The 21,849-nt window shown below is 57.6% G+C and carries 17 protein-coding genes, 1 tRNA gene and 1 pseudogene; 13 read left to right on the forward strand and 6 right to left on the reverse strand.

From position 1 onward, the window contains the following. Positions 1–109 precede the first annotated feature (109 nt). Together BLS30_RS17685 and BLS30_RS17690 are read left to right on the forward strand one after the other, a co-directional pair. The gene (locus BLS30_RS17685; protein WP_046476262.1) at positions 110–1,642 is read left to right on the forward strand and encodes an acyl-CoA carboxylase subunit beta; all 1,533 of its coding nucleotides are present in this window, start codon (positions 110–112) and stop codon (positions 1,640–1,642) included. Positions 1,643–1,811: 169 nt separating this feature from the next. Then, the gene (locus tag BLS30_RS17690; RefSeq protein ID WP_046476264.1) at positions 1,812–2,156 is read left to right on the forward strand and encodes a hypothetical protein; all 345 of its coding nucleotides are present in this window, start codon (positions 1,812–1,814) and stop codon (positions 2,154–2,156) included. 65 nt (positions 2,157–2,221) lie between these two features. On the opposite strand, the gene BLS30_RS17695 is transcribed toward BLS30_RS17690, so the two are convergent. Both BLS30_RS17695 and BLS30_RS17700 read right to left on the reverse strand, forming a co-directional pair. Then, positions 2,222–2,980: a hypothetical protein gene (locus BLS30_RS17695; RefSeq protein WP_090230780.1), complete on the reverse strand. Its 759-nt coding sequence runs from the start codon at positions 2,978–2,980 to the stop codon at positions 2,222–2,224. After that, complete coding sequence (locus BLS30_RS17700; protein ID WP_046476269.1) at positions 2,977–3,783, reverse strand: hypothetical protein; 807 nt, start codon at positions 3,781–3,783, stop codon at positions 2,977–2,979. The genes BLS30_RS17695 and BLS30_RS17700 overlap by 4 nt, the downstream gene beginning before the upstream one ends. 197 nt (positions 3,784–3,980) lie before the next feature. Between BLS30_RS17700 and BLS30_RS17705 the strand changes: the two genes are divergently transcribed. The 4 genes from BLS30_RS17705 to BLS30_RS17720 all read left to right on the forward strand — a co-directional run bounded on the left by BLS30_RS17705 (position 3,981) and on the right by BLS30_RS17720 (position 9,287). Further along, positions 3,981–4,982 carry a hypothetical protein gene (locus BLS30_RS17705; protein WP_090230783.1) on the forward strand — a complete coding sequence of 334 codons (1,002 nt, stop codon included), beginning with the start codon at positions 3,981–3,983 and terminating at the stop codon, positions 4,980–4,982. Between the two features lie 236 nt (positions 4,983–5,218). Continuing rightward, on the forward strand, positions 5,219–6,574 hold the full coding sequence (locus BLS30_RS17710) for a TAXI family TRAP transporter solute-binding subunit (protein WP_046476272.1): 1,356 nt from the start codon (positions 5,219–5,221) through the stop codon (positions 6,572–6,574). Positions 6,575–6,694: 120 nt separating this feature from the next. Beyond that, entirely contained in the window at positions 6,695–8,710 is a 2,016-nt protein-coding gene (locus tag BLS30_RS17715) for an acetyl-CoA carboxylase biotin carboxylase subunit (protein WP_090230786.1), read from the forward strand. Positions 8,711–8,777: 67 nt separating this feature from the next. Then, positions 8,778–9,287, forward strand: coding sequence for a gamma-glutamylcyclotransferase family protein (locus BLS30_RS17720; protein WP_090230788.1), 510 nt, complete (start codon positions 8,778–8,780; stop codon positions 9,285–9,287). 23 nt (positions 9,288–9,310) lie between these two features. On the opposite strand, the gene BLS30_RS17725 is transcribed toward BLS30_RS17720, so the two are convergent. Further along, complete coding sequence (locus BLS30_RS17725) at positions 9,311–10,159, reverse strand: LysR family transcriptional regulator (RefSeq protein WP_046476276.1); 849 nt, start codon at positions 10,157–10,159, stop codon at positions 9,311–9,313. 183 nt (positions 10,160–10,342) lie between these two features. Here BLS30_RS17725 and BLS30_RS17730 point away from each other — a divergent pair, with 183 nt between their 5' ends. Further along, on the forward strand, positions 10,343–10,630 hold the full coding sequence (locus BLS30_RS17730) for a hypothetical protein (RefSeq protein WP_046479828.1): 288 nt from the start codon (positions 10,343–10,345) through the stop codon (positions 10,628–10,630). A gap of 15 nt (positions 10,631–10,645) precedes the next feature. Beyond that, positions 10,646–11,020: a hypothetical protein gene (locus BLS30_RS17735; RefSeq protein WP_090230791.1), complete on the forward strand. Its 375-nt coding sequence runs from the start codon at positions 10,646–10,648 to the stop codon at positions 11,018–11,020. Positions 11,021–11,206: 186 nt separating this feature from the next. On the opposite strand, the gene lipB is transcribed toward BLS30_RS17735, so the two are convergent. Next, positions 11,207–11,950, reverse strand: a complete 744-nt coding sequence (gene lipB, locus BLS30_RS17740; RefSeq protein WP_090230793.1) for a lipoyl(octanoyl) transferase LipB — start codon at positions 11,948–11,950, stop codon at positions 11,207–11,209. A gap of 255 nt (positions 11,951–12,205) precedes the next feature. Here lipB and BLS30_RS17745 point away from each other — a divergent pair. Together BLS30_RS17745 and BLS30_RS17750 are read left to right on the forward strand one after the other, a co-directional pair. After that, positions 12,206–12,290, forward strand: a tRNA-Leu gene (locus BLS30_RS17745). Positions 12,291–12,504: 214 nt separating this feature from the next. Then, positions 12,505–13,071: a hypothetical protein gene (locus BLS30_RS17750; RefSeq protein ID WP_090230796.1), complete on the forward strand. Its 567-nt coding sequence runs from the start codon at positions 12,505–12,507 to the stop codon at positions 13,069–13,071. A gap of 134 nt (positions 13,072–13,205) precedes the next feature. Here BLS30_RS17750 and BLS30_RS17755 read toward each other — a convergent pair whose 3' ends face one another. Next, positions 13,206–13,778: a terminase small subunit gene (locus BLS30_RS17755; RefSeq protein WP_090230799.1), complete on the reverse strand. Its 573-nt coding sequence runs from the start codon at positions 13,776–13,778 to the stop codon at positions 13,206–13,208. A 575-nt stretch (positions 13,779–14,353) separates the two neighbouring features. Beyond that, the gene (locus BLS30_RS17760; protein WP_090230801.1) at positions 14,354–18,775 is read right to left on the reverse strand and encodes an NACHT domain-containing protein; all 4,422 of its coding nucleotides are present in this window, start codon (positions 18,773–18,775) and stop codon (positions 14,354–14,356) included. Positions 18,776–19,387: 612 nt separating this feature from the next. Between BLS30_RS17760 and BLS30_RS17765 the strand changes: the two genes are divergently transcribed. From BLS30_RS17765 to BLS30_RS17775, 3 genes and pseudogenes are all read left to right on the forward strand, one after another. Continuing rightward, complete coding sequence (locus BLS30_RS17765) at positions 19,388–20,230, forward strand: UvrD-helicase domain-containing protein (RefSeq protein WP_210184063.1); 843 nt, start codon at positions 19,388–19,390, stop codon at positions 20,228–20,230. A 409-nt stretch (positions 20,231–20,639) separates the two neighbouring features. Continuing rightward, entirely contained in the window at positions 20,640–20,921 is a 282-nt protein-coding gene (locus tag BLS30_RS18550; protein ID WP_090230807.1) for a hypothetical protein, read from the forward strand. Between the two features lie 612 nt (positions 20,922–21,533). Then, positions 21,534–21,849 (forward strand): annotated as a pseudogene (locus tag BLS30_RS17775) (hypothetical protein); the annotation flags it as partial.

Below are 21,849 nucleotides of genomic sequence, written 5' to 3' on the forward strand. Positions count from 1 at the left end.
CGAGATGCCTATGCTGGTTACGCTTGCGTCTGCTGCGGTGCATGGTATCTGAGCCGATGCTCTGTGCATTTTCTGCAACTACAACAATCGTTACAATAAAGGTCCGTTCATGAAAGCAGTCATCGAGGAGCTCGAGAAGCGACGCGCGGTTGCGCGGCTTGGTGGTGGTCAAAAGCGTATCGATGCACAGCACGGCCGCGGGAAGCTGACCGCGCGTGAGCGCATTGAGCTTCTGCTGGATGACGGCTCCTTTGAAGAGTTTGATATGTTCGTCGAACATCGCTGTAGCGATTTCGGCATGGAGGCAACGAAGTTCCCGGGTGATGGCGTTGTCACCGGCTGGGGGACGATCAATGGTCGCGTTGTTTATGTTTTTGCGAAGGATTTCACTGTCTTCGGTGGGTCTTTATCGGAAACGCATGCCCGCAAGATCACCAAGATCCAGGATATGGCGCTGAAGAATCGCGCGCCGATCATTGGGTTATTCGACGCCGGTGGTGCACGTATTCAAGAAGGCGTCGATGCGCTGGGTGGTTACGGTGAGGTGTTCACGCGCAACGTGCTGGCATCTGGTGTGATCCCGCAGATTTCCGTGATCATGGGGCCGTGTGCGGGGGGCGATGTCTACTCGCCGGCTATGACTGATTTCATCTTCATGGTCCGGGATACGAGCTACATGTTCGTCACCGGGCCTGACGTGGTGAAGACCGTCACCAATGAGACGGTTACCGCGGAAGAATTGGGTGGCGCGAAAGTACATACGTCGAAGTCTTCCATCGCCGATCGAGCCTATGACAATGATGTTGAGGCACTTCTGCAGATGCGCCGTTTGCTGGACTTCCTGCCAGCTAACAACATGGATGGGGTTCCCGAGCTGCCGACATTGGACCCGGCTGGGCGGCTTGATCCCTCACTGGATACGCTTGTTCCCGACAATCCGAATGTTCCTTACGACATCAAGGAACTGATCACGAAGGTCGCTGATGAAGGCGATTTCTTTGAGATCCAAGAAGCATTTGCCAAGAACATCGTGACTGGCTTCGCGCGCATGGAGGGGCGGACTGTTGGCATCGTCGCGAACCAGCCTATGGTTCTGGCTGGCGTGCTCGACTCGGATGCTTCTCGCAAGGCTGCGCGCTTTGTGCGTTTCTGCGATTGCTTCGATATTCCGATTGTTACGTTCGTCGATGTGCCGGGCTTCCTGCCCGGTACCGCTCAGGAGTATGGCGGACTTATCAAACACGGCGCGAAGCTTCTGTTTGCCTATGCAGAAGCTACAGTTCCGAAGATTACCGTGATCACGCGCAAGGCCTACGGCGGCGCTTACGATGTTATGAGCTCGAAGCACATTCGTGGTGATGTGAACTATGCTTGGCCAACGGCCGAGATTGCCGTGATGGGTGCGAAAGGCGCTGCCGAAATTCTGTATCGCTCTGAATTGGGGAATGCGGAGAAGATCGCTGCGCGGATTGCCGACTACGAAAAGCGGTTTGCAAATCCATTCGTGGCTGCCGAGCGTGGTTATATCGATGAGGTGATCAAGCCCTCGAGCACACGACAGCGGATTTGCCGGGCGCTTAACATGCTGCGAAATAAGACGCTCGAGAATCCCTGGAAGAAGCACGATAATATCCCGCTCTAAGGCTCTCGCCTGACCGTAGAATCAGCCGGTTTTTCGGCTGACCGCAAAATGAACGGTCGCTGACAGTCGAGTTCAGGGGCGGTTCAAAGGAGGTGGTTCAACATCCCATCATCGAACGGTGCGGCGAGCTTAGGCCCGACTGACCGAGGGATAAAACGGAGATGATGGGATGTTGAAGATTACGACTGCAATTTTGGTAGCTGCTGGGGTGATTGGTGGCCTTGCGACGAGTGCGAGCGCCGCTGACCGGACGAGCCATCGTCTAGACCGTCAAGCTGCTGCAATCGAAGCTGGCCGCAAGTCAGGTAAGATTACGTGGACTGAAGGCATCAAACTGCGCAGCGAACAGCGCCAGATCGCCCGCCTTCGTGGTCGTTTTCTCGCCGATGGAAGGCTTTCGGCTGCGGAGAGGCGTATTCTGAACTCCAAGCTTCGGACCGCGCGGACCAACATCAAGTCTGAGAAACGGGACAGTCACAAGCGCTGGAGCTCACTGCCGCGTGTTGGTCGCTAAAGGCGTTTGGGAGGGAGATTGGTGCCGGCGGGATTGCCCCCTTCCCGCCGGCACGCACGTCTTAGTTACAGTACTTGTCGCCAGATGATGGCGATGATAGCGAGCACAAGCACCGCGCTCGCTATGACCACGGCGCGTTCTCCTTTGCGCAGGAGTCGACTGAGTTTGAATTGCGTGCGGCTTGCCTGGAAGTGCTCGATGACTGCGTCAGGTCCCTCGCTGTCGAAAATCTTCGAATACGCGCGCGGCAGCGCGGTGAAGGTTATGCCCTCAAAGTTCGGGAAAGCCATGTAGATCATGTCTTCGTCAAGCGTCAGAAGACCGCTACGACTTTCTTGGTTGCGCCAGTGCTCAGCGAATTTTCGGCCGCCCAGCGTGTTGCGTATGTAGAGCGTTCCAGCGGCAAGACTGAGGAGCGGTTTCCGTGCTCTCTTCGTCGGAGCGAATAAGAGCGCCACGTCCGTCGTTACCGTGTCGAAGAATACTGGTTTTTCGTTCACGACGGCATCTGCGTCGAGGTAGAGCACGTCATGATCGGGAAACTTGTTCAGGCAATCTACCACGAATGAGGGCTTCAAGCGTGTGGTGGCTTCCCAGGAGCCTTTGTATTCAACGCATTTGAGGTGGTAGTTCAGGCCCAACCTCTCGAGCGAGGCTTTTAACCGCAAAACATTCTCGAGATAGCTTGGTGTATAAAATGCGCACACGACATAACGCTGGCCGCCATGTAGAGACGTGACCTCGGTTGGCAAGGTGTTAGGCAGATCACTGAATGTCTGTACAACGCCTGAGATGGCGTTACGCTGATAAGTCATTGGGATCATTCGTACCAATAATCCCCTATCCATGAGGCCGGCAGGAATCTCCTGCGGGTGGGGCGGAAACTAAATCCGGTTCCGACGCGCTTATTGCTCTCATGCTCTCCCCTTAGTGCGCTCGCAGGGGTGATGGAGCCATAGAACACCAGGATTTTGGCCTGTTGAGGTTTCTTCGGCGTCGCAAAGAAGCGCAGGATCCGGTTGCGCGGAAGGCAGTCGCGCGAAAAAGGTACGCACCATTCCTGCGGCCAAAAAGTGACCTCGTCGACGGCTTTCGTGAGAAAGTTCTGCTCCTTAGAAGCGTAAGTTTCGACGATTTCCCGCTCTGGTGTCGCGTAGAAACGCTCAAGTACGGCACTCTCGCGACCGATGAAGTAGCGCACAACCGAGCTGTTGCCGTATCCGAGGTGGGGATCTTTCCATTCGCGGATGATGCAAAAACGCCCCGGATAGATGAGCAGGTCGTCGATATTTTCAATAATCACGATATCGAGATCAAGGAACAGCGTCATTCCTTGCAAGCCACCGAGCTCCGGTGCCATGAGGCCTAGTTTGGGCCAATATTTGCCGAGGCTCTTGTCAAAATCCACACTGGGTAGAGGCTGACACTCGACTTCGGGCCGAATGCCTTTGGGATCGTCGGTGAAACAGACAAAACGGAATTTCCAGGACGTTGACCGCGACACCATGCCGTAGAGGCGATTGACCCATTCCGGGCCGTAACGGTCCCCCCATTTCATGCATACGATGTTAACGAATTGCTCCGCCTGAGCCTTGGCGAAATCCTCCTGCCATCCGGCTGTTGGCATATGCGGTGTGCTTTCCTGCTGATTACCCTATAGTTCCCGCGCGGGGCACATTCGCCGTCAACGCGGGGTTTGGCAAGTTATGTATATGGCTAAGGCCCCCCGATCGCCCTGCGACCCAGCTTCGCGTTAGGGGATTCGTAAGCATCCGATCCTTAACTCAAGGACGTCATGCCATCGGCAAGCTTGGTGAGGGGTCCATGGGCGCTTTCGGTTCGGTTTCGTTCGGGGAAATTCTTGCACGCGGTAGCCTCAGAGAAACGGATCTCGCGAAGCTTAGTGCGATCGACGCTCGCCAACTCACCCCTGATGATGTGCAGGCGCTGTTTGCCCTTCACGTGCAATGCTTAGTCAAAGATGCGGGATGGTCGGACTGGTTCATTGGTATCGTGTCTGATTATGTGGTGCATACGGCTGAACCACAGGGTTATCTCACCGAAGAGAATGCACAGTGGCTTATCGATCAGGCTGCCCGTAGTGGCTGGGTAGAGACGCGCACGGAACTTGATCTGCTGATTGACGTGCTTGAGAGCGCGCGCTGGGCACCTCGCAGTCTTATTGCATTCGGCCTTAGCCAAGTTCGACGGGCTGTCGTTGCCGGTGATGGACCGCTACGCCCCGGCCAGCCGCGCGCGTTGGGCCTATTGTTTGACGAAGAAATCGAGATCATGCGCCGCATGATTTATGCTTTTGGCGGCGACGGCAGTATGGCCTTGACGCGTAGCGAAGTTGAAATTCTTTTCGACATCAATGCTGCGCTCGACAAGACACGCATCAACACAGCTTGGACCGAGCTTTTTGTAAAAGCGGTCACTAACGTGATGTTGGCTACTTCGGGTTACGGCGTGCCTACACGCGAGGAGGCTCTGCGTTCGGAGGCGTGGCATGATGAACGCAGCGAAACGACCCCCGAAGCGATTGTGAATGCGATTGTGAAAAGCGGTCTAGATGGCGTGGTTGAAGCCTATCGCGTACAAACTCCAGTGGAGCAAGCTTTGAGCCGGCTGGAGCGGGAATACCGCAATATCATCACGGGTGAAGACGTCACGTCTGATGACGCAAGTTGGCTAACTGAATGGTTGGGCCGGAGTGATGCTCTTACGATGAACGAGATTGCCCTGGTTGATTATCTCGCAAAGGTGCCTGTTACCGTCGAGCCCGAGCTGCAAGAGGTCCTTGAGCGGGTACACACTGCCGCTTGATGGCTTACTTTTTCATATTCTGAATTTTCTGATCTTTTCGCGCCGATCGCCCATTTACCCGATTAGTTGCGTGGGTAGACCTGTTCGTCATCGCGGCCGAGCAAAAACTGCAAGTCCGAAAATCCCGTCAACGGGGCATCTCCCGATATATATTTGCATCAAGCATTGATGTACTTCGCTTTTCCGTGGCAAACCTCGCTCTTTGCAAGAGCGGTAAGCAAGGAGTTTTGCTGCGCATGCGACGCAAGGTGCAGACTTCGCAGTTTCGCGAATCCCTTTTGATTGCCGGCCCCGCGATATTGCTCGTGGCGTTCGCGTTTTGGTTCGCCTACCAGTTTGTGGAACCGGCGCCTCCTGCGAGCGTCAAGATGACGACGGGCAGCGAAAGCGGCGGGTATTACGCGTTTGCGCAGAAATACAAAAGGATACTCGCCGACTCAGGTGTATCTCTCGAAGTGCTCAGTTCGGCAGGATCCATCGAGAATCTTCAACGCCTTCAGGCGCCAGGATCGGATGTCGATCTCGCGCTCATGCAGGGTGGCATTGCTGATCAGCAAAACGCGCCGGAGCTTGTCTCTTTGGGGCGCGTTTTCTTAGAGCCTCTTTGGGTTTTCTATAAGGGGAGTGTAGAGGTCGACCGCCTCGTACAGTTATCCGGAAGACGGCTCGCCATCGGAGCACCCGGCAGTGGAACGCGAGCACTGGTGAGCGATCTGCTAACGGCCAACGGTCTCAACGAGCAGAACACTACATTTTCGTCTCTCAGCGGGGATGCTGCAGCTGAGGCATTGAGATCAGATAACGTCGATGCGGTATTTTTGGTGCTCGCGGCGGAATCGAAGCTCGTGCGCGAGTTGCTGCGGGAGCCTGGAATTCGGCTGATGAGTTTTGCTAATGCCGACGCCTACACCCGTCTCATGCCTTATCTGTCTCGCGTCACATTGCCCTCTGGGGTTATCGATTTGCCAAGGCAGATCCCCGACGGTGATGTGACTTTGATCGCCGCACAGGCCGCTCTTGTGGCCCACAAGGATCTCCACCCGGCGATCATCGGGCTGATGGTGCAGGCGGCGCAGGAGGTCCATAGCGGCGGCGGTATGTTCCAGCGGGTTGAGGAGTTTCCCAAGGCCCATGACCCCGAACTCCCGATGGCGGCGGATGCTGAGCGGCTTTACAAGCGTGGTGCGCCGTTTCTTCAGCGCTATCTGCCATTCTGGCTCGCCAACTTCATCGAACGCATGATCGTTATGATTGTTCCGATTGCGACAATCTTACTGCCATTGTTCAAGGTCGCCCCGTGGCTTTACCAATGGCGTATCCGACGGCGGATTCTTTATTGGTATCGCGAACTCAAGTTACTTGAAACCAAGCTGAATGAAGTTTCCGCTCCGAGCGAGCTTATGGATGAAATCGAGCGGATCGAGACTGCGGTGGCTAATATTCCAGTACCATTGCACTATTCGGACAAGCTTTATGAGCTGAGAAGTGCTGTTGATCTGGTACGCGTGAGGATGCTTGAGCGTAGTTCTGCGCCCGGCGCTACACCTGTTTCGCGTCGTGTGGCGGCTGCAGATATGGCGAAACAGCGTTAGTACGCCGCACACCACCGTTTTCCTGGGTAATGATGACGCTATCACGGTAGTTTACCTCGGGGCGGGCAGCGACTAAAACGCGGCTAACCAAATTCTGGATCATCTGAGACAAGGCCGCCAATGTTTAAAAAAATACTGATCGCTAATCGTGGGGAGATTGCTTGCCGGGTTATCAAGACGGCCCGGCGCATGGGCATCGCGACGGTTGCGGTCTATTCGGATGCTGACCAGAGCGCGCTGCATGTACAGATGGCCGATGAGGCCGTTCATATCGGACCAGCTCCCGCCGCGCAGTCTTATCTTATCATGGAGAAGATCATCGAGGCCTGTAAAGCAACAGGCGCCGAGGCCGTTCATCCAGGGTACGGCTTCTTATCCGAACGCGAAGCGTTTCCGAAGGCTCTTGCCGAGCATGGCATCGTTTTTATCGGTCCTAATCCTCACGCGATTGCGGCGATGGGCGACAAGATCGAGTCGAAGAAGGCGGCTGCAAAGGCAAAGGTTTCTACCGTTCCCGGTTATCTGGGTGAGATTGCCGATGCCAAGGATGCGGTGAAGATCGCTGGTGAGATCGGCTATCCGGTGATGATTAAGGCGTCGGCTGGCGGCGGCGGCAAGGGTATGCGCATCGCATGGGATGCCAAGGAGTGCGAAGAAGGTTTTGCGCTGGCGCGTTCGGAAGCAAAATCTTCGTTTGGTGATGACCGGGTCTTCATTGAGAAGTTCATCGAGAACCCGCGGCATATCGAAATTCAGATTCTGGGTGATAAGCACGGCAATGTCATCCATCTGGGTGAGCGCGAATGCTCCATTCAGCGGCGCAATCAAAAGGTGGTCGAGGAAGCGCCGTCTCCGTTGCTTGATGAGAAGACCCGGAACGAGATGGGGGCGCAGGCTGTCGCACTCGCCAAGGCTGTAAATTATGATTCAGCCGGCACTGTTGAATTTGTCGCCGGTCAGGACAAGAGCTTCTATTTCCTTGAGATGAATACGCGGCTGCAGGTTGAGCACCCCGTGACGGAATTGGTTACGGGGATCGATCTTGTTGAACAGATGATCCGTGTAGCTGCGGGCGAGAAGCTCGATCGCAAGCAGGCGGATGTGAAGCTCAACGGTTGGGCTGTCGAGAGCCGCATTTACGCAGAGGATCCGTTCCGCAACTTCCTTCCGTCCATTGGTCGCCTCGTCAAGTACCGTCCGCCCAACGAGGGTTCAGCTGAAGGTCTCACGATCCGTAACGATACGGGCGTCTACGAGGGCGGCGAAATCTCAATGTTCTACGACCCGATGATTGCGAAGCTCGTGACCCACGCGCCCACGCGTGAAGCTGCGATCAACACGCAGTCTGATGCGCTCGATGCCTTCTATATCGACGGTATTCAGCACAACATTCCGTTCCTCAGTGCTCTTATGCAGCATCCACGGTGGCGTTCTGGGGAGCTCTCCACGGGGTTTATCCAAGAAGAGTATCCGAACGGATTTGAGCCGCGGCCGCCTGAGGGTGAGGAGTTAAAGGTTTTGGCTGCTGTTGCCGGGGCGATTGATCACATCAACAACGTTCGTCGTCGCGAGATCACCCATCAGATGGACGGTACGCCCGTGCGGTTCAGCAATGAACGCGTTGTGGTGTTGGGGGATACAAGCGTTGAACTTCTGGTGGAGGGGACGCTGGGTGGACCTGTCACCGTTGTGATGGCGGGTGAGGACGGTCAGAACGATACGCTCGAGTTGGCCTCCAAGTGGTGGCCGGGTGATGCCGTCTGGTCCGGTGTAGTCAGGAATGCGGATGTTTCCGTTCAGGTGCGCCCGATCCTTAATGGCTACGATCTCGCCTATCGCGGTATTCGTATGCCGGTAAAGGTCTTCACGCACCGCGAGGCGGCACTCGCGGCGTTGATGCCTGAGAAGGTTGCTCCTGACACCTCAAAGCTGTTGTTGTGCCCAATGCCTGGGTTGGTGAAAGCGATTAACGTTTCGGTTGGCGATGAGGTCAAAGCCGGTGATGCTCTCGCCATCGTTGAGGCCATGAAGATGGAAAATATCTTGCGAGCCGAACGCGATGGAACGGTGACGAAGGTCAACGCTCAGCCCGGAGATAGCTTGGCGGTCGATGAAGTCATCATGGAATTCGCTTGAGCTTAGGGCTTCGAAAGGCAGAGCGGGTGCCCGACTACGACTGCGCCACAATTACGATGGCGGATAAATGAGTCTCCTCGGGCCGCTCTACTTCGCTTACGGGTCAAACATGTCCCCGCGGCAGATGGCGCGACGTTGCCCTGGTGCACGTCCGGTCGGTATGGCGACGCTGGATAACTGGCGGTTTCAGATTACGACCCGTGGGGCGGCGAACATCATGCCCGCTTACGACAACCGCGTTTACGGCGTGTTGTGGCGTGTTGAACCTTGGCATCTCCATTTGCTCGACCAATGGGAGGGCGTTGCGCACGGACACTACCTCCGCAAGCGTGTGCGCGTGCGGCTCGCCAGCGGGGTTGAGCGTTCCTCGTTCACCTACGCCAGCACACACCGAGCAGATGGTGTCCCGAAGCCAGCCTACATGGAAAGTGCCATTCTTGTCGGCGCACGTGCGTTCGGATTTCCTGATGAGGTGATTGCCGAACTTGAATCGTGGCGCTCCCTAAGGAGCATTGGTGCGGCGCGTCGCATCTATGTCGGCCGACGTATCCGGCGACGCGGACTGCGCAAAACTTAGGCAAAAGCCAACGTTACAAGACGTTAGGAGAGGCGCGCTGCCGCTTTACGCAGGCCAGCGAGGATGGGCTCGTAAGCTTCCTCATCTCGTGCTTCCGGATATACCATGTAGACAGGGTAAACGAATTTGCGTGCGCGGCTCGGTTGTCTGAGACGGCCACTCGAGAGGTGCCGTGCCACAAGCCGTCGCGGGAAGTAGCCGGTTGCCGGATTGGTGAGGATGTAGTTGATCCCGGCCGATCCGATGTCAAGGTGAAGGCCAGCGGTGGTGAGCTCGGGGTATGCCGCTGCATGATCCTGTTGGAAATCGCTTCCCCAATCGATGAAGAGATAATCGCTTGAGCTGCGCCGAGTACGTACCGGCGTGGAGGTCACAAGTACGATCTCTTCGTCGAACAGATGTTCGATCAGAAGGCCGGGTGGTTGGATCGGACGATACATGATCGCGAGGTCCAACGTGCCTTCAACGAGTCGCTGCGTGAGGAGTTGAGCACGTCCAGCGCTTGCTGAAACCGCAATATCGGGCATCGATTGGCGTAACCAAGATACCCATTTCAACAGAAAACTATCCCAGAAACTCATTGGCGCGCCGAATGCGAGATGGTCTCGATGTTGCGACGACATGCCGATTTCAAGCTGCGCATGTTGCCAAACTCGAACGAGCGCGAGCGCGTGTTTGCGAAACTGTTCTCCAGCGACTGTGAGATCGGCGCCTGTATGTGAGCGGGAAAAAAGTGGTTGTCCTAGAAGGTCTTCCAGGCTTTTGATGCGAGCGGAAACCGTGGACTGAGTGACGTTCATATTGCGCGCAGCATCGATGAAACTGCCGGTCTCAGCGACGGTGAGAAAGGTGCGTGCGAGTGTGACGTCCATGGTAAATATTGATACGCAGTAACTTCTCCTCAGGCATACCTATCGGAATTTCCGATAGCCGCAACCGGAATTTTCCGTTTGAGGGTACGGACGTTTGTAACCACAGTGAAAACCGTTGTGGCGAAAACGGGAGTGGTTGGAGCCTATTCGAGTCGCTCCCCTCAAGTCTAAGGAACCTGAGAGATGAAAACAAAGACCGTCAAGAAGGCTGCTGCGAAGAAGCCCGCAGCCAAGAAGACTGCCGTCAAGAAGGCAGTTGCGAAGAAGGTGCCCGTTAAGAAGAAGGCCGCTGCTGCTAAGAAGGCCGTTGCTGCTAAGAAGCCTGCAGCCAAGAAGACGGCGGCCAAGAAGCCGGCTGCTAAAAAGGTTGCTGTGAAGAAGGTCGCTGTGAAGAAGAAGGCCGCTGCGAAGAAGCCTGCGGCGAAGAAGCCGGCCGCTAAGAAGGCTGCTGCGAAGAAGTCGGCAGCGTAAACGGGGTCTCGCATTATGGTGTGGATGGCGCGTTTTGCTGGAGCCATCGCATTGATGATGGCTGGTTTGCCAAGCGTTGGGGCTCTTGCTTCCAGCGTTACAAACAATGATGCCGAAGATCGCCAGATCACCATTATCGAGGACAACCAACAAAACCAAATCTCGCTGAAGCCCGGGGAACGGATCGATGGGGTCTGTTTGAAGGGGTGTATTCTTCGGCTCGAAGGTGTGGAAGACGGTCAGTACATTCTGGTCGAGGGCACCGAGATCGTGTCGATTGAAGATTCGGTTTTGTTTTACGACGGTGCTGAGAAGCGCCGTAATGAAGATGGGGAAAGTGAACCCCAACCAAATGACGTTTTGTATCCGCTAGGCTTTCGTCGTCGATAGATGATGCGTCATGGCGGTTTGCGGCGGACAGGCCCTTCTCTCGTTCGCTCCACTAGGGTGGACGTTCTCTGTCCGTATTGCGCGACGTTCCCTGCATTTGAACGCCGTGCAGCTCATTTGTTATCCGAGTAGACCTCCGGGCCTACTTGCTGAACATATCATTCTGGTACCGCCTTCGCTTGCAGCTTAAGTCGCAGCGAGGGCGGCACCGGTTTCCCTAGATACTGAATTGGCAAACGGATCGGCGGTTTCGCGCACGCTGTGAAAGCGTGCCTGGAATTTCGTGCGCAATGCGGCATCCACGTCGGCCATGCTCGCGTTAACGTTCAAGTCCGAGATGCTCGTGACGCCGTGCTCGCGGATGCCACAGGGGACGATGCCAGAGAAGTGCGTGAGGTCGGGGTTCACGTTGATCGCGAGGCCGTGGAAGCTGACCCAGCGGCGAAGGCGGACGCCTATCGCGGCGATCTTGTCTTCTACGTTGTCTCCCTTGTCCGGCCGTTTGACCCACACACCGACGCGATCTTTTCGGGTTTCTCCCTTCACACCGAAGCTATCGAGAGTGTCGATGGTCCATGTCTCAAGGAAGGTTACGAACGACCTGACGTCCCCAAAATGCCGTCGCACATCGAGCATGACATAGACGACCCGCTGACCAGGTCCGTGATAGGTGTACTGGCCGCCACGGCCTGTTGTGTGGACGGGAAACCTCGCAGGTTCCAGCAAGTCCTGCGGCTGGGCGCTTGTGCCTGCGGTATAGAGGGGCGGGTGCTCGCAGAGCCAGATAAGCTCGCGGGCCGTGCCAGCACGGATCTCTGCTGCGCGTTGTTCCATGAAAGCGACCGCGCGTGGGTAGTCGATTGGAGCACTGCTTACGGCCCATTCGATAGCTGGGATTGGTTCCTTGTCGGAGATTTGGGTAATGGGCATGCGTTAGACTTTCTGGGAGTGGTGGGGCTTCGGAGTGTCCTCTCCATCAGGCACAACTGCGTTTGTTTGCGGTAGATGTGGTGAGCGGCTGTCTGCCGCACCAGCAATTTTGGCGTCGAACGCCCTTCTCTGTGTCGCAAGGACTTGCGCTAATGCAGGGTATCTGTTAGCAGCATCAGCCTCGATGGTCACGTTTGTGGGCCGTCGGTGGATGTGCGCTACAACGCAAAGTTTTGGCGTTGTTGGCATCCTGATGCGGTCGTGGCGGAATTGGTAGACGCGCTACCTTGAGGTGGTAGTGGGTAACTCCGTGGAGGTTCGAGTCCTCTCGACCGCACCATTTCTTCCTATAAATATTAGTAATATCAACGAATTATGATGATGGGTTGTGCTTCGGTCCACCCTTCTGTCCACCTCTGTTGCCTTGGTGGCTTGCTCATTTGGAGCCACGCGTTAGGCATCGACAATCCATGCACAAGGCGTTGTGGCACAGTAAAAATTGTGCCCATCTCTGCCGGGGTTGAGGCCGACAGGGAAAGTGGAGGGCCAGCGAGATGGGGGAGGATATATCTGAACGCGCCCGCGCCCTTTTCGAGCAAGCGCGCTCGGAGGCTGCAAGCGGGTTTCAGAAGATCATGAGGGAGCACGCTAGCAAAGGGCAGTTGAACAGCGGTGCTACGGTCATACGATTCGTCAGAATGCACGAAACCACGACGCGAGAGGCACTCGGCTCGGCGCTGGAGAGTATCGGGCGACGCGTCGAGAGCCGGGGCTTCCGTTGGCGACAGATGATCGAGGGCGTTTGCCGCGAACTCGACACCCACATTGCCGACGCCGAGCAGGCTTTGAAAGGTGAACTAGAGCACTCAGTGAAGGACGGCCCGAGGCTGGCTGAGCCATCGCTTGCTGAGGCGCGCGAACGGCTTTGCCGCCAAGTGGAAGACTATCGCGAAGGATGGACAGGCACACCCGGTAAACCGTGGTCTGAGCGCAACAAAGTGCTTTATACCGTCTTGGCAGCGCTGGGCGGTGCGGCCTTAGCAGAACTTGGCCGCGAGGCTGTGCCAGCTATTGCGGGTATCGCGTCGAAGCTTGTTGGCGCAGTGATCAATGGAGGCTGACGCGACGGGAATAGTAAGAGCCCTATCGATCTCTTCGCGTGGGATGCCGTAGCGATCGACGAACATTTCAAGCGATGGCGCGGCCACCCTCTGCTGGCAGCATGGGCAGGGAATTTCGGGGTTAACCGCCACTGTCACGCGTCCTCCGTGTCAGCTGCGACGCCTGCGTTAGCCAGGTGCTGAAGGTGACCTACCCGCTTGCGAGCGCGATCCAAACGAACGGCAAGCCCTTCAAGGCTCCTGTGCTGCAAGACCTCTTGGAACGCGTTGACGGTCACGTGTTTGCCGATCATCTCTAAACGGCGCACCCGATCCGAGAGACGGAGTTTCTTGATCGTCGCGACCGGCTCGCCTTCGACTTCAACGACCTGAACGTCGATGCCCTGCACCAACCCCTGACGCCAGATGTGAGGCCATTCCTCTACCGGCCGCAGATCACCATCGTCGCCGTATAGGTCCGCAACATCCGCTTCAGCTTCAGCCACAAGACGCTGCAAAACCCAGTCGGCATCGATCTTCGTGCGCTCACTGCGAAGGGCTTTTGCAGAATCGATTGCTGCTCGCACGTGTTCACGATCGAGCAGCTTTGGGCCGATCTGATTTGCCGTCTTTCCTGAATAGCCTGCGCGGATTGCCGCTTGAGTAGCGTTCAAATCCCGTAAAAACTCTTCGACGAAGCGCGTTTGTTTTTCCGTCAATGATCGCATTTCAAGTCGATCCCTGTTTTCAGCACCGACAATAGGATCAAGACGGTTACGGCGATGTCCGATACCAATAATCACCAACACGGTAGCGACGTGGAGGGGAGACGGCGCACCATACGATCCGGGCTATAATCGCGAGAGTGTGTGCAAAAAGTCAGCGCCTCGCTCCTCTTCTGCGGGGCATCGCTTGGCCGACGTCTGAGCATTGCCCGCAGGATTGGACGCTGCCTTGCCGGCACATTTAGGCGGAGACTTCTTCTTGATTAACGTCCCCCACCTTGATTGGCGGGAAGCGCCCACGCGCTTTTCAGTCGTGAGGCCCCACCAAGCCGGCATCGATGCTGATCCATCCAACTCAGACCCAACACAACAAACCGAGTCTGTTGAAAAACAGTAATCGGGCAAAGGGTCTTACGCCGTCGATTCCCTTTTCGTTTGTCCGCGCATTTCGAACCGCAGCCAATAGTAGGGATGTTGCGCAGCGGCCGGGTAGTATCGATATTTTGTTGATACCCATGCTTCGTCGCTGCTGCGGCACTTGCCTTCATAGAAGCATCCTTCGCCATAAGCGTCTGCGTCTAAGATTTTTTTCTGCGCTGTCTTCCATGCCTCGAACTGGCGGTCTTATCGCCCGTGCGCTTGCTTACAGCTTGTACATTGAGCCTCGCACGGCGCAACAAGTCTATGCCTACCACCTCAAGCCCATTCATGGTCGGAGAGGCGGAGAGCAACGCTGTGGCCTCGGCCGCCAGGGCCTCGATTAGGCCGTCGAAATCAACGGCGCGCTGACCAAACCTCCAGCTCTTTCGGTCGCGTTCCCCGCCGCGATTGACCACCAGAAAGACGCCGTGCCGTGCGGCGCGTAGATATTGCTGGCCGAGCTGGTTGGCGAGCCGCTCCTTAAGCTGCGCCCCGCTCCATTTGCCGGCGATCTTGATTTCGATCGGCACTCGCTGCTCGATGCGCGGATTGTGGAGGCGGATATCCGTGCGGCTCTTATCGGCCAGCTCCTCCTCCGATCCCGTGGTGTACTTGAAGTGGGCGGCCTGTCGAAGGCGATGGGCTATCGCCCGGCGCAGTTCTGGCTCGTCCTTGGCTTTGCGCAGGAGGCTTGCCTCGCTCTCATCGCCCTCCTCCAACTCAAGCTTCAGGTCATCCAAGCGGGAGAGCGCCAAGCGGAACAGCTCAGCCTCGGTTGCAGGATCGCGCTCGGCCTCGTTGGCAAACTGCGCGACCTCGTGCTCGGCCCAGGCGTGATGCTCAACATCCGACTCGGCATGCTGTTCGGCGAGGGTGAGCATCCGGTTTCGTGCGTACTCGGCCGAATGGAAGTATGCGAGTTCAAGCAGCGCCAGGTAGGTCGGCTCACCGGGGATACCGACCAGTAACTCCAGCATATGACGGCGGGCATCCTGGGCCGTGTGGCGCGAGGTAACGGCGCCACTCCTGTGTGTGTCGTCCTCCACGCGAATATGGCGATGGGTCAGCTTGAGCAAGCGAAGAAGGAACTCCGGCTGCTGATAATGCTTGTGCTCGGAGGTGAAGCTATCGAACCGGTTGCCCCATACATGCTCAAGGATGGGCGTCATCCGTTCCTCGCACGCCTGCGGCGTTGATCCATCATCAACCCAGGGCTCGAGGCGGGTGAGGGTTGCCTCTGCGTCGAGGCACAGCCCAGCGGCGAGCCAAAGGGCCTTGCGCGCCTCTTCGCCAGTCGCATCGGCACGAGCAAGCATGAGGGCGGTGAAGGCCGCCGGCAGGGGCCTGGCATCGCGCAAGATCACGGTCAGCGCCTCGGCCAGCGTCGTGATGTCGGCGATATCATACTGCTCGACTAGGTCGATAAGTTTTGACCGTAGGGCTTGCCCCAGCTCCTTGGCGTTCCAGCGCAACCGCGCCAGCACATACCCTGCGCCCTGCTGCAGCCTCGGCGTTGCAAATTCCCATCGCAGTTCGCCGAGCAGCACATCGGTGACCGGCGCGGGATGCGCCTCATGTAGGGCGCTGAACCAGAGCGGGAGCCCATTCATCTCCCAAAGCGCATAGCGCGTTGCCAGGGACGCTTCATCTAGGCTGAGCCTTCCGGCCCAGTCTGGACCTTGGCGGGCCTCCATGGCAATGCCGCTCAGCCCGATGATCACGGCCCACGGGACGCTGGAGGTGTCCTGGCCAATCTCCGATCGGAGTTGGGGACGGTAGCGCCGCCAGAATGCGCCGCAGAAGTCACGAAACGCTTGCGCTACCTCAGTACCAAAGTCTGCCTCCAGTAGCTCCCACCTGTCGATGGTCCACCGGCTCGATGAACTACTCCGCTTCTTTCTGATCTCATCGGCCAACCAGATAGTGTTGCCCCACAGCTTGCCGTCGGCGGCAATGTTCAGGTCACCAATCTTGCTTGGATCAGCGCGCAGCAGAGCGATCCAGCGGGTGCGGTCCGCCTCGTCCTTCTGCTTTTTCGTTTTGTTGCGTTCCTGCATCGCGGCAAGCTTACGCTCGGACTCGCGCAATTCGGACGATGGTGTAGCCGGCGTCAGATGCTTCGTCAGCTCAGCCACCAGGGCGGGATTGCTGGCAACGGCGCGCTCAAGGCGGCTTAGGATTTCCGGCGGCCGGCCCTGCCGCGCGTAGATGGTCACTCCGACGGACAGGGCAATGCGCTTGTCGTCGTCGAGGGGCCGGGCTGCGATCTCGCCCAGATAGTGATCCAAATCCGCAACATCGAAATCCGTAACCTCCGGCGTCATGGCGGCGAACCACCAGTCCGTGACCAGCTGGCGTGAGTTGCGGCGCTCGTCCGCGATGAGATGCCAGAATAGCTGTTGGCGGATGTCGCGGTTGGCCGCGATCAGCTCGCGCGCATGCCTATCAGCATCGCCCATATACCGGTGCATATGCCCGGCGCGGGCTGCCATTGCGAGGACGGAGAGAACGGCAGGATCGATGGGCTTCACTTCGGCCAGGGAATGCGCCAGCTTGCTGGCGAGCGGCAGCAGCCAATCGTAGCGCTGCGATATCGTGTGGTACTCGTCATGAAGCGGCGGCTGCTTGAGTAGCGCCACCACCGAGCGCAAAAGCACGAGCCGGTCCTCGCGCCTCTCGATGCGCTCTGCGAGGCGATCCAGCTGAGCATCCAGACGCGTCGATGAGAAGGCCTCAGGTGGCTCGGCGCGCTGAAGGATCGTGACGATGTCCATGATGGAGAGCGTCTCTGGCCAAAGCGTCTCAATGGCAGAACCGAGGATTTGCGGGTCGAGCGTCGCCGCGCGTGCCACGATTGTGCCTGCGACCGTCCGCCTCTCCTCTACCGTTCCAGCGACGCCAATGGCCTGAACGGCGCATGAACGAGTGTAGGCATCCATGCTATCGTCAACGGCAAATGACAACACCGCTTCGCCGCAGCCGGTCAACGCTCCTTCGCGAATGATGCGCAGCAAGAGCTGGCGGACGTCATCGTGTCCCCGATAGCGCGCAAGCAACTCGCAGAGTTGTCGGACAAGGCGCTGATCGGCGAGCCGGCGCACTTCCCGGATATGGAGGCTGAGCGGGGTATGCTTCCGGTTCTCATAGCGACGGGCGAATTCGCCGAGCAGAAAGGCCCGGGTATGGATATCAAGTGCCCTGGCATCACCGTGCTCTAACAAGACCTTCGGATCGATGCGCATCGTGGCATCTCGGATGCGCTGGTCCCAGCCGGCCAGCCAGCCGACAATCGGCTTCATGGACGGGATCACCACGGGATTGCCATTCCCGTAGGGCTTGGCAAACAGCAGGCTCTCGATCCTGCGCCGGCTCTTTTGGCTTTTGAGGCAGCGCTTGAGCCAGCAGGCAGTGAGGTACTCGCGCGCGGTGGGATGGTGAAAGCGTACCGTACCATAGAGAGCCTCATCGAAAAGGGCGCGCCCGAGCAGAGCCTCGATTTCTGCCGGCATCCATGTCGCGAGCACAGAGGCAGGGTTAAGTGCCTGCGCTTTGAGCTCCTCGGCGACCGGCTGATCGGGCACGAGGATCGCAGTGCGCTGGCCGAATGTAACTGCGGCGGCGAGTGTCTCGGCACCAGCCATGGCCCGCTCGAATGCAATAGAGAAGCGCTGGTGCGTCGTGTTGAGCTCGGCGAGCTTCAGCTCGATGTTTCGAGCGACCACCTCGCTATAGCTGCCAATCGCGTGCTTCTCCTTCCAAATCTGGATAAGACCGGGAAGATCAGCCGGGCGTGTCGCAAACAGATCGGCATCCGCCCGTTCAATCGCGGTAATGAAGGCATCAAGATCGACGTCAGCGATGCCGCGTGCGCGACTAAAGATGCGTATGCGCGCCTCATCAAGTGGCTCGAGCTGCATGACGGCAATAGGAGAGAGGGCTGCCTGTGTCGTGTCTTGGTCATCGTCAGCATCTTCGGGCTCATTGCTTGATGTTGGCGATGTGATCGGCTCCTCGCCGGGTGTAATCTCAGCCTTAGTCTTGCTGACGGTGCCTGGAGTCGGGAGACCAAGACGGGCAGCGAGCATCGCGCGATCGGCATAGGCTTGCCAAGAATGAGGTCGCGTCGAGAGGATGGTCGTAACTCGCTGCCCATACGTCTCGGTGGCCTCCAAATAGTTGGCTAGGGCAGATTGAAAATCACGCGGATCGGCGAGCTTGGCCTCGTCCACTGCGTCGAGGAAGAAGGTGCCTTGCGCCGTGCCCTGCTGCCAGCAGCCCAGCTCTTGCGCCGAGCCGACCTCGAGGGCCCGGTGCAACGGCATCTTGGCGAGAAGTCCGAGATTGCAGAAAAAGGCGTGCTCGCCGCGTCTGCGCAGCAGCATTGCTTGGTGACGCAGTTCGATCGACTTGCCGTTGCCCGCCTCAGCAATGATGACGATGCAGGGGTGCTCAAGAACTTGCGCCCAGTTCTTTCCTGCATTGAATAGCGCGTGCAGCCTGAAAAAGTGCTGGTCCGGCTCGCCCTGGATCTTGGGGGTGTAGGCCACAAAGCGGCGGTCGAGGTCAATGTAATTGTCCACGGGCACACTCCCCACTCTTTTGGCTGCCCGAGACTACACGCAGAAGCGATTCGGAATCGATCAGTGCTGGGCAGATCGATGGATTCATAGGCGATACTGTGCACAAGCGACGTGCCTACGGCACTTCTGCTTACCGGAGTCCATTAGATAATGGGCTTGGGCACCTTGTGCACAAGCCACCGAGGGGTCCGATGTCCGGTGCCTCGGCAAAGCCGATGAGCACGGCTTTTGAAGATTGGCAGCGGGCCAGCGAGCGATGTGACTGTCCCCTCTCTACTGCTGGCGTTCCATCTAGCGGATCGGTTGTGCATTTGCCCGCAAGATGAGTGCAGCTGGCCATGTCTCGCCATCCTTCAGCCGGACTATTCGCGGCGAGGTTGGGGCAGCAAAGTGATGCCGCTCAGCAGGGAAGTGCGGCTAATCGGAGGGGCAGCACGACGCCTGATCGCAGGATAGCCCCGTTGAACGTCTCTGCTTACAGTATGAGAAGGTTATAACCGGCTCTTGGGGCGGACGTTTCCACATATGAGCACTGTTTCTCACCAGATCCGTAGACGTCTACTGACAAACGCAGTGCTGAGCGCCCTTGGATGGCGGTTTCGAAGCGTAAGGTTGACCAGCGACGGTATCGAGTTGTTTGGCAGCACATCGCGTTCGTTTGCCTTTTCCGAAATGGCAGGGCCGGCACAGGCACGCCGTTACCCGGCCGCCTGTCTGCTGCATCCTTTTGTCAAACGCGTCCGAGCGCTCCTATCGCACCTCCCGGAGCCGCCCCCTGGCGATGTCATCTCTGCCGAACAGAGGCGCATGTACGAGGCTGTCTTCTGTTTTGCGCAAGCTTTCGACCAGATGCGGGACAAAGCAATTGCGAGGTTCGTCGGCACCGAACTTGCGAAGATGAGGGAGTTGTTTGACACCATTGAGACGCATCCGCTGACTCTGGAACAGCGGCGCGCTGTCGTCGTCGATGAAGATGCGACGTTAGTCCTCGCGGGGGCCGGCTACGGCAAGACCAGTGTCATCGTGGCCAAAGCCGCCTATCTCGTTCAGCGCGCAATCCGTCAGCCCAGTGAGATCCTTCTCCTGGCATTTGGCAGGGATGCCGCTGAGGAAATGGCGACACGGATCGAGAGGCGAGTCGGCGCCGCCGTCGATGCGCGAACCTTCCACGCGCTTGGGTATGAGATCATCCGCACTGTCGAGGGACAAGGCCCCGCCCTTGCAGCGCATGCAAGCGATGATCGGCAGTTCTATGCCTTGCTGCGCGATATCCTACTGAATGACATCGCCCTCAAGGATGGCTCGCGCGAGCTGCTGCTGCGCTGGTTCACGGAGTTCTACCGGCCCTACAGGAGCGAATGGGATTTCGAAAGCGAGGACGAATATAACCGATTGTCCGGGCCAACGAGTTGCGAACGCTCAATGGCGAGACGGTCCGAAGCTATGAAGAACTGAGCTCGCCCAAGACCAACGATACGGCGTGGTCGAGCTGTTTATCTGAAGAAACGAGAGATCCCAATTCCAGACGTGCGGTGTACCTGCCGCCTTGTCACGGCGCACCGCCGCAAAGTCCCAGAAGTGGAAGTCGGACGGGCTGCGATCAGCCAACAGTTGCTTCCGTCGGACACGTCCGCTGTCGGTTCGAGATCGGCCGAGTTGCTGACGGATTAGCGCGCTCCTGACCCCTTGCGGAAATGGCGACGTCGGAGCTTACGCGACCCAGGGGCGTCCGCTTATGATGTTAGTGACAGAGCGAGGCACGGTGGCAGCGGACCATGAGTGGACGGCTCCGTGTTGTCGAGGGATTCGAGCGCGCAGCTTGGTCGTGGCAGCCAAGTGTTCAGCCTTTCAGTGCGGCTCTCACATGGCCGCTGGCCCTTATGCCTTCCGCGGATCGGGCCCCGGTCAGAAGCTCGCATTCGAGATGGCCCATTTGGGTTGTCCCGATCACCGGTTCGACCGGTTCTGCATAACGTGCTGTCAGCCCTCTCCAACCGTTGCGTCGCACGCCTTAGCGTATGATCTCGTTCGCTCCTTGCTGCACGGCTATCGCGCCAACCGTGAACAGGCTGCGCAGATATCGGTCGCCCTGCTTGCCGACATTGCCGAGCTTGACCTTACCGTCCGTCGAGTTCTGCTTCGGTAAGTCAGTGTTTCAGGTCCATGGGATCAACAACAAAGGAACACGATAATAGTCAATTCCAATGGGCCACGCACCGACGCCCCATCTACTGGTGTCCGAATCCGGCATGAAGACTTTGCGTCATGGCAGAAGTGCCGGGTGATGAGGTCTTGCTGGATGCGGGTATCAATCGCAGACTAAAGTGTGCAAGTTTCTCGGAGAGATAGTGTCCCTCTGTGACGTGTAGCCTGGGTCTTGGCACGTATGCTTACCAAGTAGCTGACGTGGAGCGAGGCGCGATGGCCGAAGTTTCTAGGCGATTTCACGCGTCGCCAAATGGCTAGGTTTGGTGCCATGGTCGGATCGAATCCTTGGGAACTCCCCGATAAAATGACGTCGGCGATCCGACTGTGGCAGCAATCCACCGCACAAAGTAAGCAATCTGTTTCTCAGATTGTTGTCACGAAGTCCCTTTCTCAAGCGTAGGCCGTTGACTAAACGATATTTTGCGAGCATGCGGTGCGGCCACCGCTGCTACGCAGCGGCGATCTACCGGTTGCATGCGAATGATTGTCCGTCCTGCCTTGTCTGCTGTACGGGCGTTGCGCAGTGCGGCTAAGTGGGAGAGGTCTGATAATGAGCCCGAAGCAGAATGTTCGTCGGCTTGTCTGGCCGGCCATATTGACATTGGCCAGCCTCGGGCTGGTTCTGGCACCGTCGCCACTTGTCGCGCTCTTCGGCGATAGTGAAACCTTGCGGCTTGCCCTCACCGCGTTGGCCTATTTTGCAACAGCCTGGCTTATCAGCAGGATCACAGCGCTAGCGCTCGATCGGGCAGCGACGAAGCGACGGCCTTATCCGCGCCTGCTCAAGGATTTGGTCGCGGCAATGTTGTTCCTGGTCGCTTTCGCCGCAGTGGTTTCGCTCTTTATGGGGAAGGGCGCGTTAGGGG

Origin of the sequence: Filomicrobium insigne (assembly GCF_900104305.1) — a bacterium.
Classification (GTDB): Bacteria; Pseudomonadota; Alphaproteobacteria; order Rhizobiales; family Hyphomicrobiaceae; genus Filomicrobium; species Filomicrobium insigne.

What these genes read in the sequence shown, in the direction of transcription:
- BLS30_RS18550 (WP_090230807.1), top strand. Translation starts at nt 20,640, where the DNA reads ATGGCCGCTGGCCCTTATGCCTTCCGCGGATCGGGCCCCGGTCAGAAG.
- BLS30_RS17755 (WP_090230799.1), bottom strand. Translation starts at nt 13,778, where the DNA reads ATGCGATCATTGACGGAAAAACAAACGCGCTTCGTCGAAGAGTTTTTA.
- BLS30_RS17705 (WP_090230783.1), top strand. Translation starts at nt 3,981, where the DNA reads ATGGGCGCTTTCGGTTCGGTTTCGTTCGGGGAAATTCTTGCACGCGGT.
- BLS30_RS17730 (WP_046479828.1), top strand. Translation starts at nt 10,343, where the DNA reads ATGAAAACAAAGACCGTCAAGAAGGCTGCTGCGAAGAAGCCCGCAGCC.
- BLS30_RS17720 (WP_090230788.1), top strand. Translation starts at nt 8,778, where the DNA reads ATGAGTCTCCTCGGGCCGCTCTACTTCGCTTACGGGTCAAACATGTCC.
- BLS30_RS17690 (WP_046476264.1), top strand. Translation starts at nt 1,812, where the DNA reads ATGTTGAAGATTACGACTGCAATTTTGGTAGCTGCTGGGGTGATTGGT.
- BLS30_RS17735 (WP_090230791.1), top strand. Translation starts at nt 10,646, where the DNA reads ATGGTGTGGATGGCGCGTTTTGCTGGAGCCATCGCATTGATGATGGCT.
- BLS30_RS17710 (WP_046476272.1), top strand. Translation starts at nt 5,219, where the DNA reads ATGCGACGCAAGGTGCAGACTTCGCAGTTTCGCGAATCCCTTTTGATT.
- BLS30_RS17750 (WP_090230796.1), top strand. Translation starts at nt 12,505, where the DNA reads ATGGGGGAGGATATATCTGAACGCGCCCGCGCCCTTTTCGAGCAAGCG.
- BLS30_RS17725 (WP_046476276.1), bottom strand. Translation starts at nt 10,159, where the DNA reads ATGGACGTCACACTCGCACGCACCTTTCTCACCGTCGCTGAGACCGGC.
- BLS30_RS17695 (WP_090230780.1), bottom strand. Translation starts at nt 2,980, where the DNA reads ATGATCCCAATGACTTATCAGCGTAACGCCATCTCAGGCGTTGTACAG.
- lipB (WP_090230793.1), bottom strand. Translation starts at nt 11,950, where the DNA reads ATGCCCATTACCCAAATCTCCGACAAGGAACCAATCCCAGCTATCGAA.
- BLS30_RS17700 (WP_046476269.1), bottom strand. Translation starts at nt 3,783, where the DNA reads ATGCCAACAGCCGGATGGCAGGAGGATTTCGCCAAGGCTCAGGCGGAG.
- BLS30_RS17715 (WP_090230786.1), top strand. Translation starts at nt 6,695, where the DNA reads ATGTTTAAAAAAATACTGATCGCTAATCGTGGGGAGATTGCTTGCCGG.
- BLS30_RS17685 (WP_046476262.1), top strand. Translation starts at nt 110, where the DNA reads ATGAAAGCAGTCATCGAGGAGCTCGAGAAGCGACGCGCGGTTGCGCGG.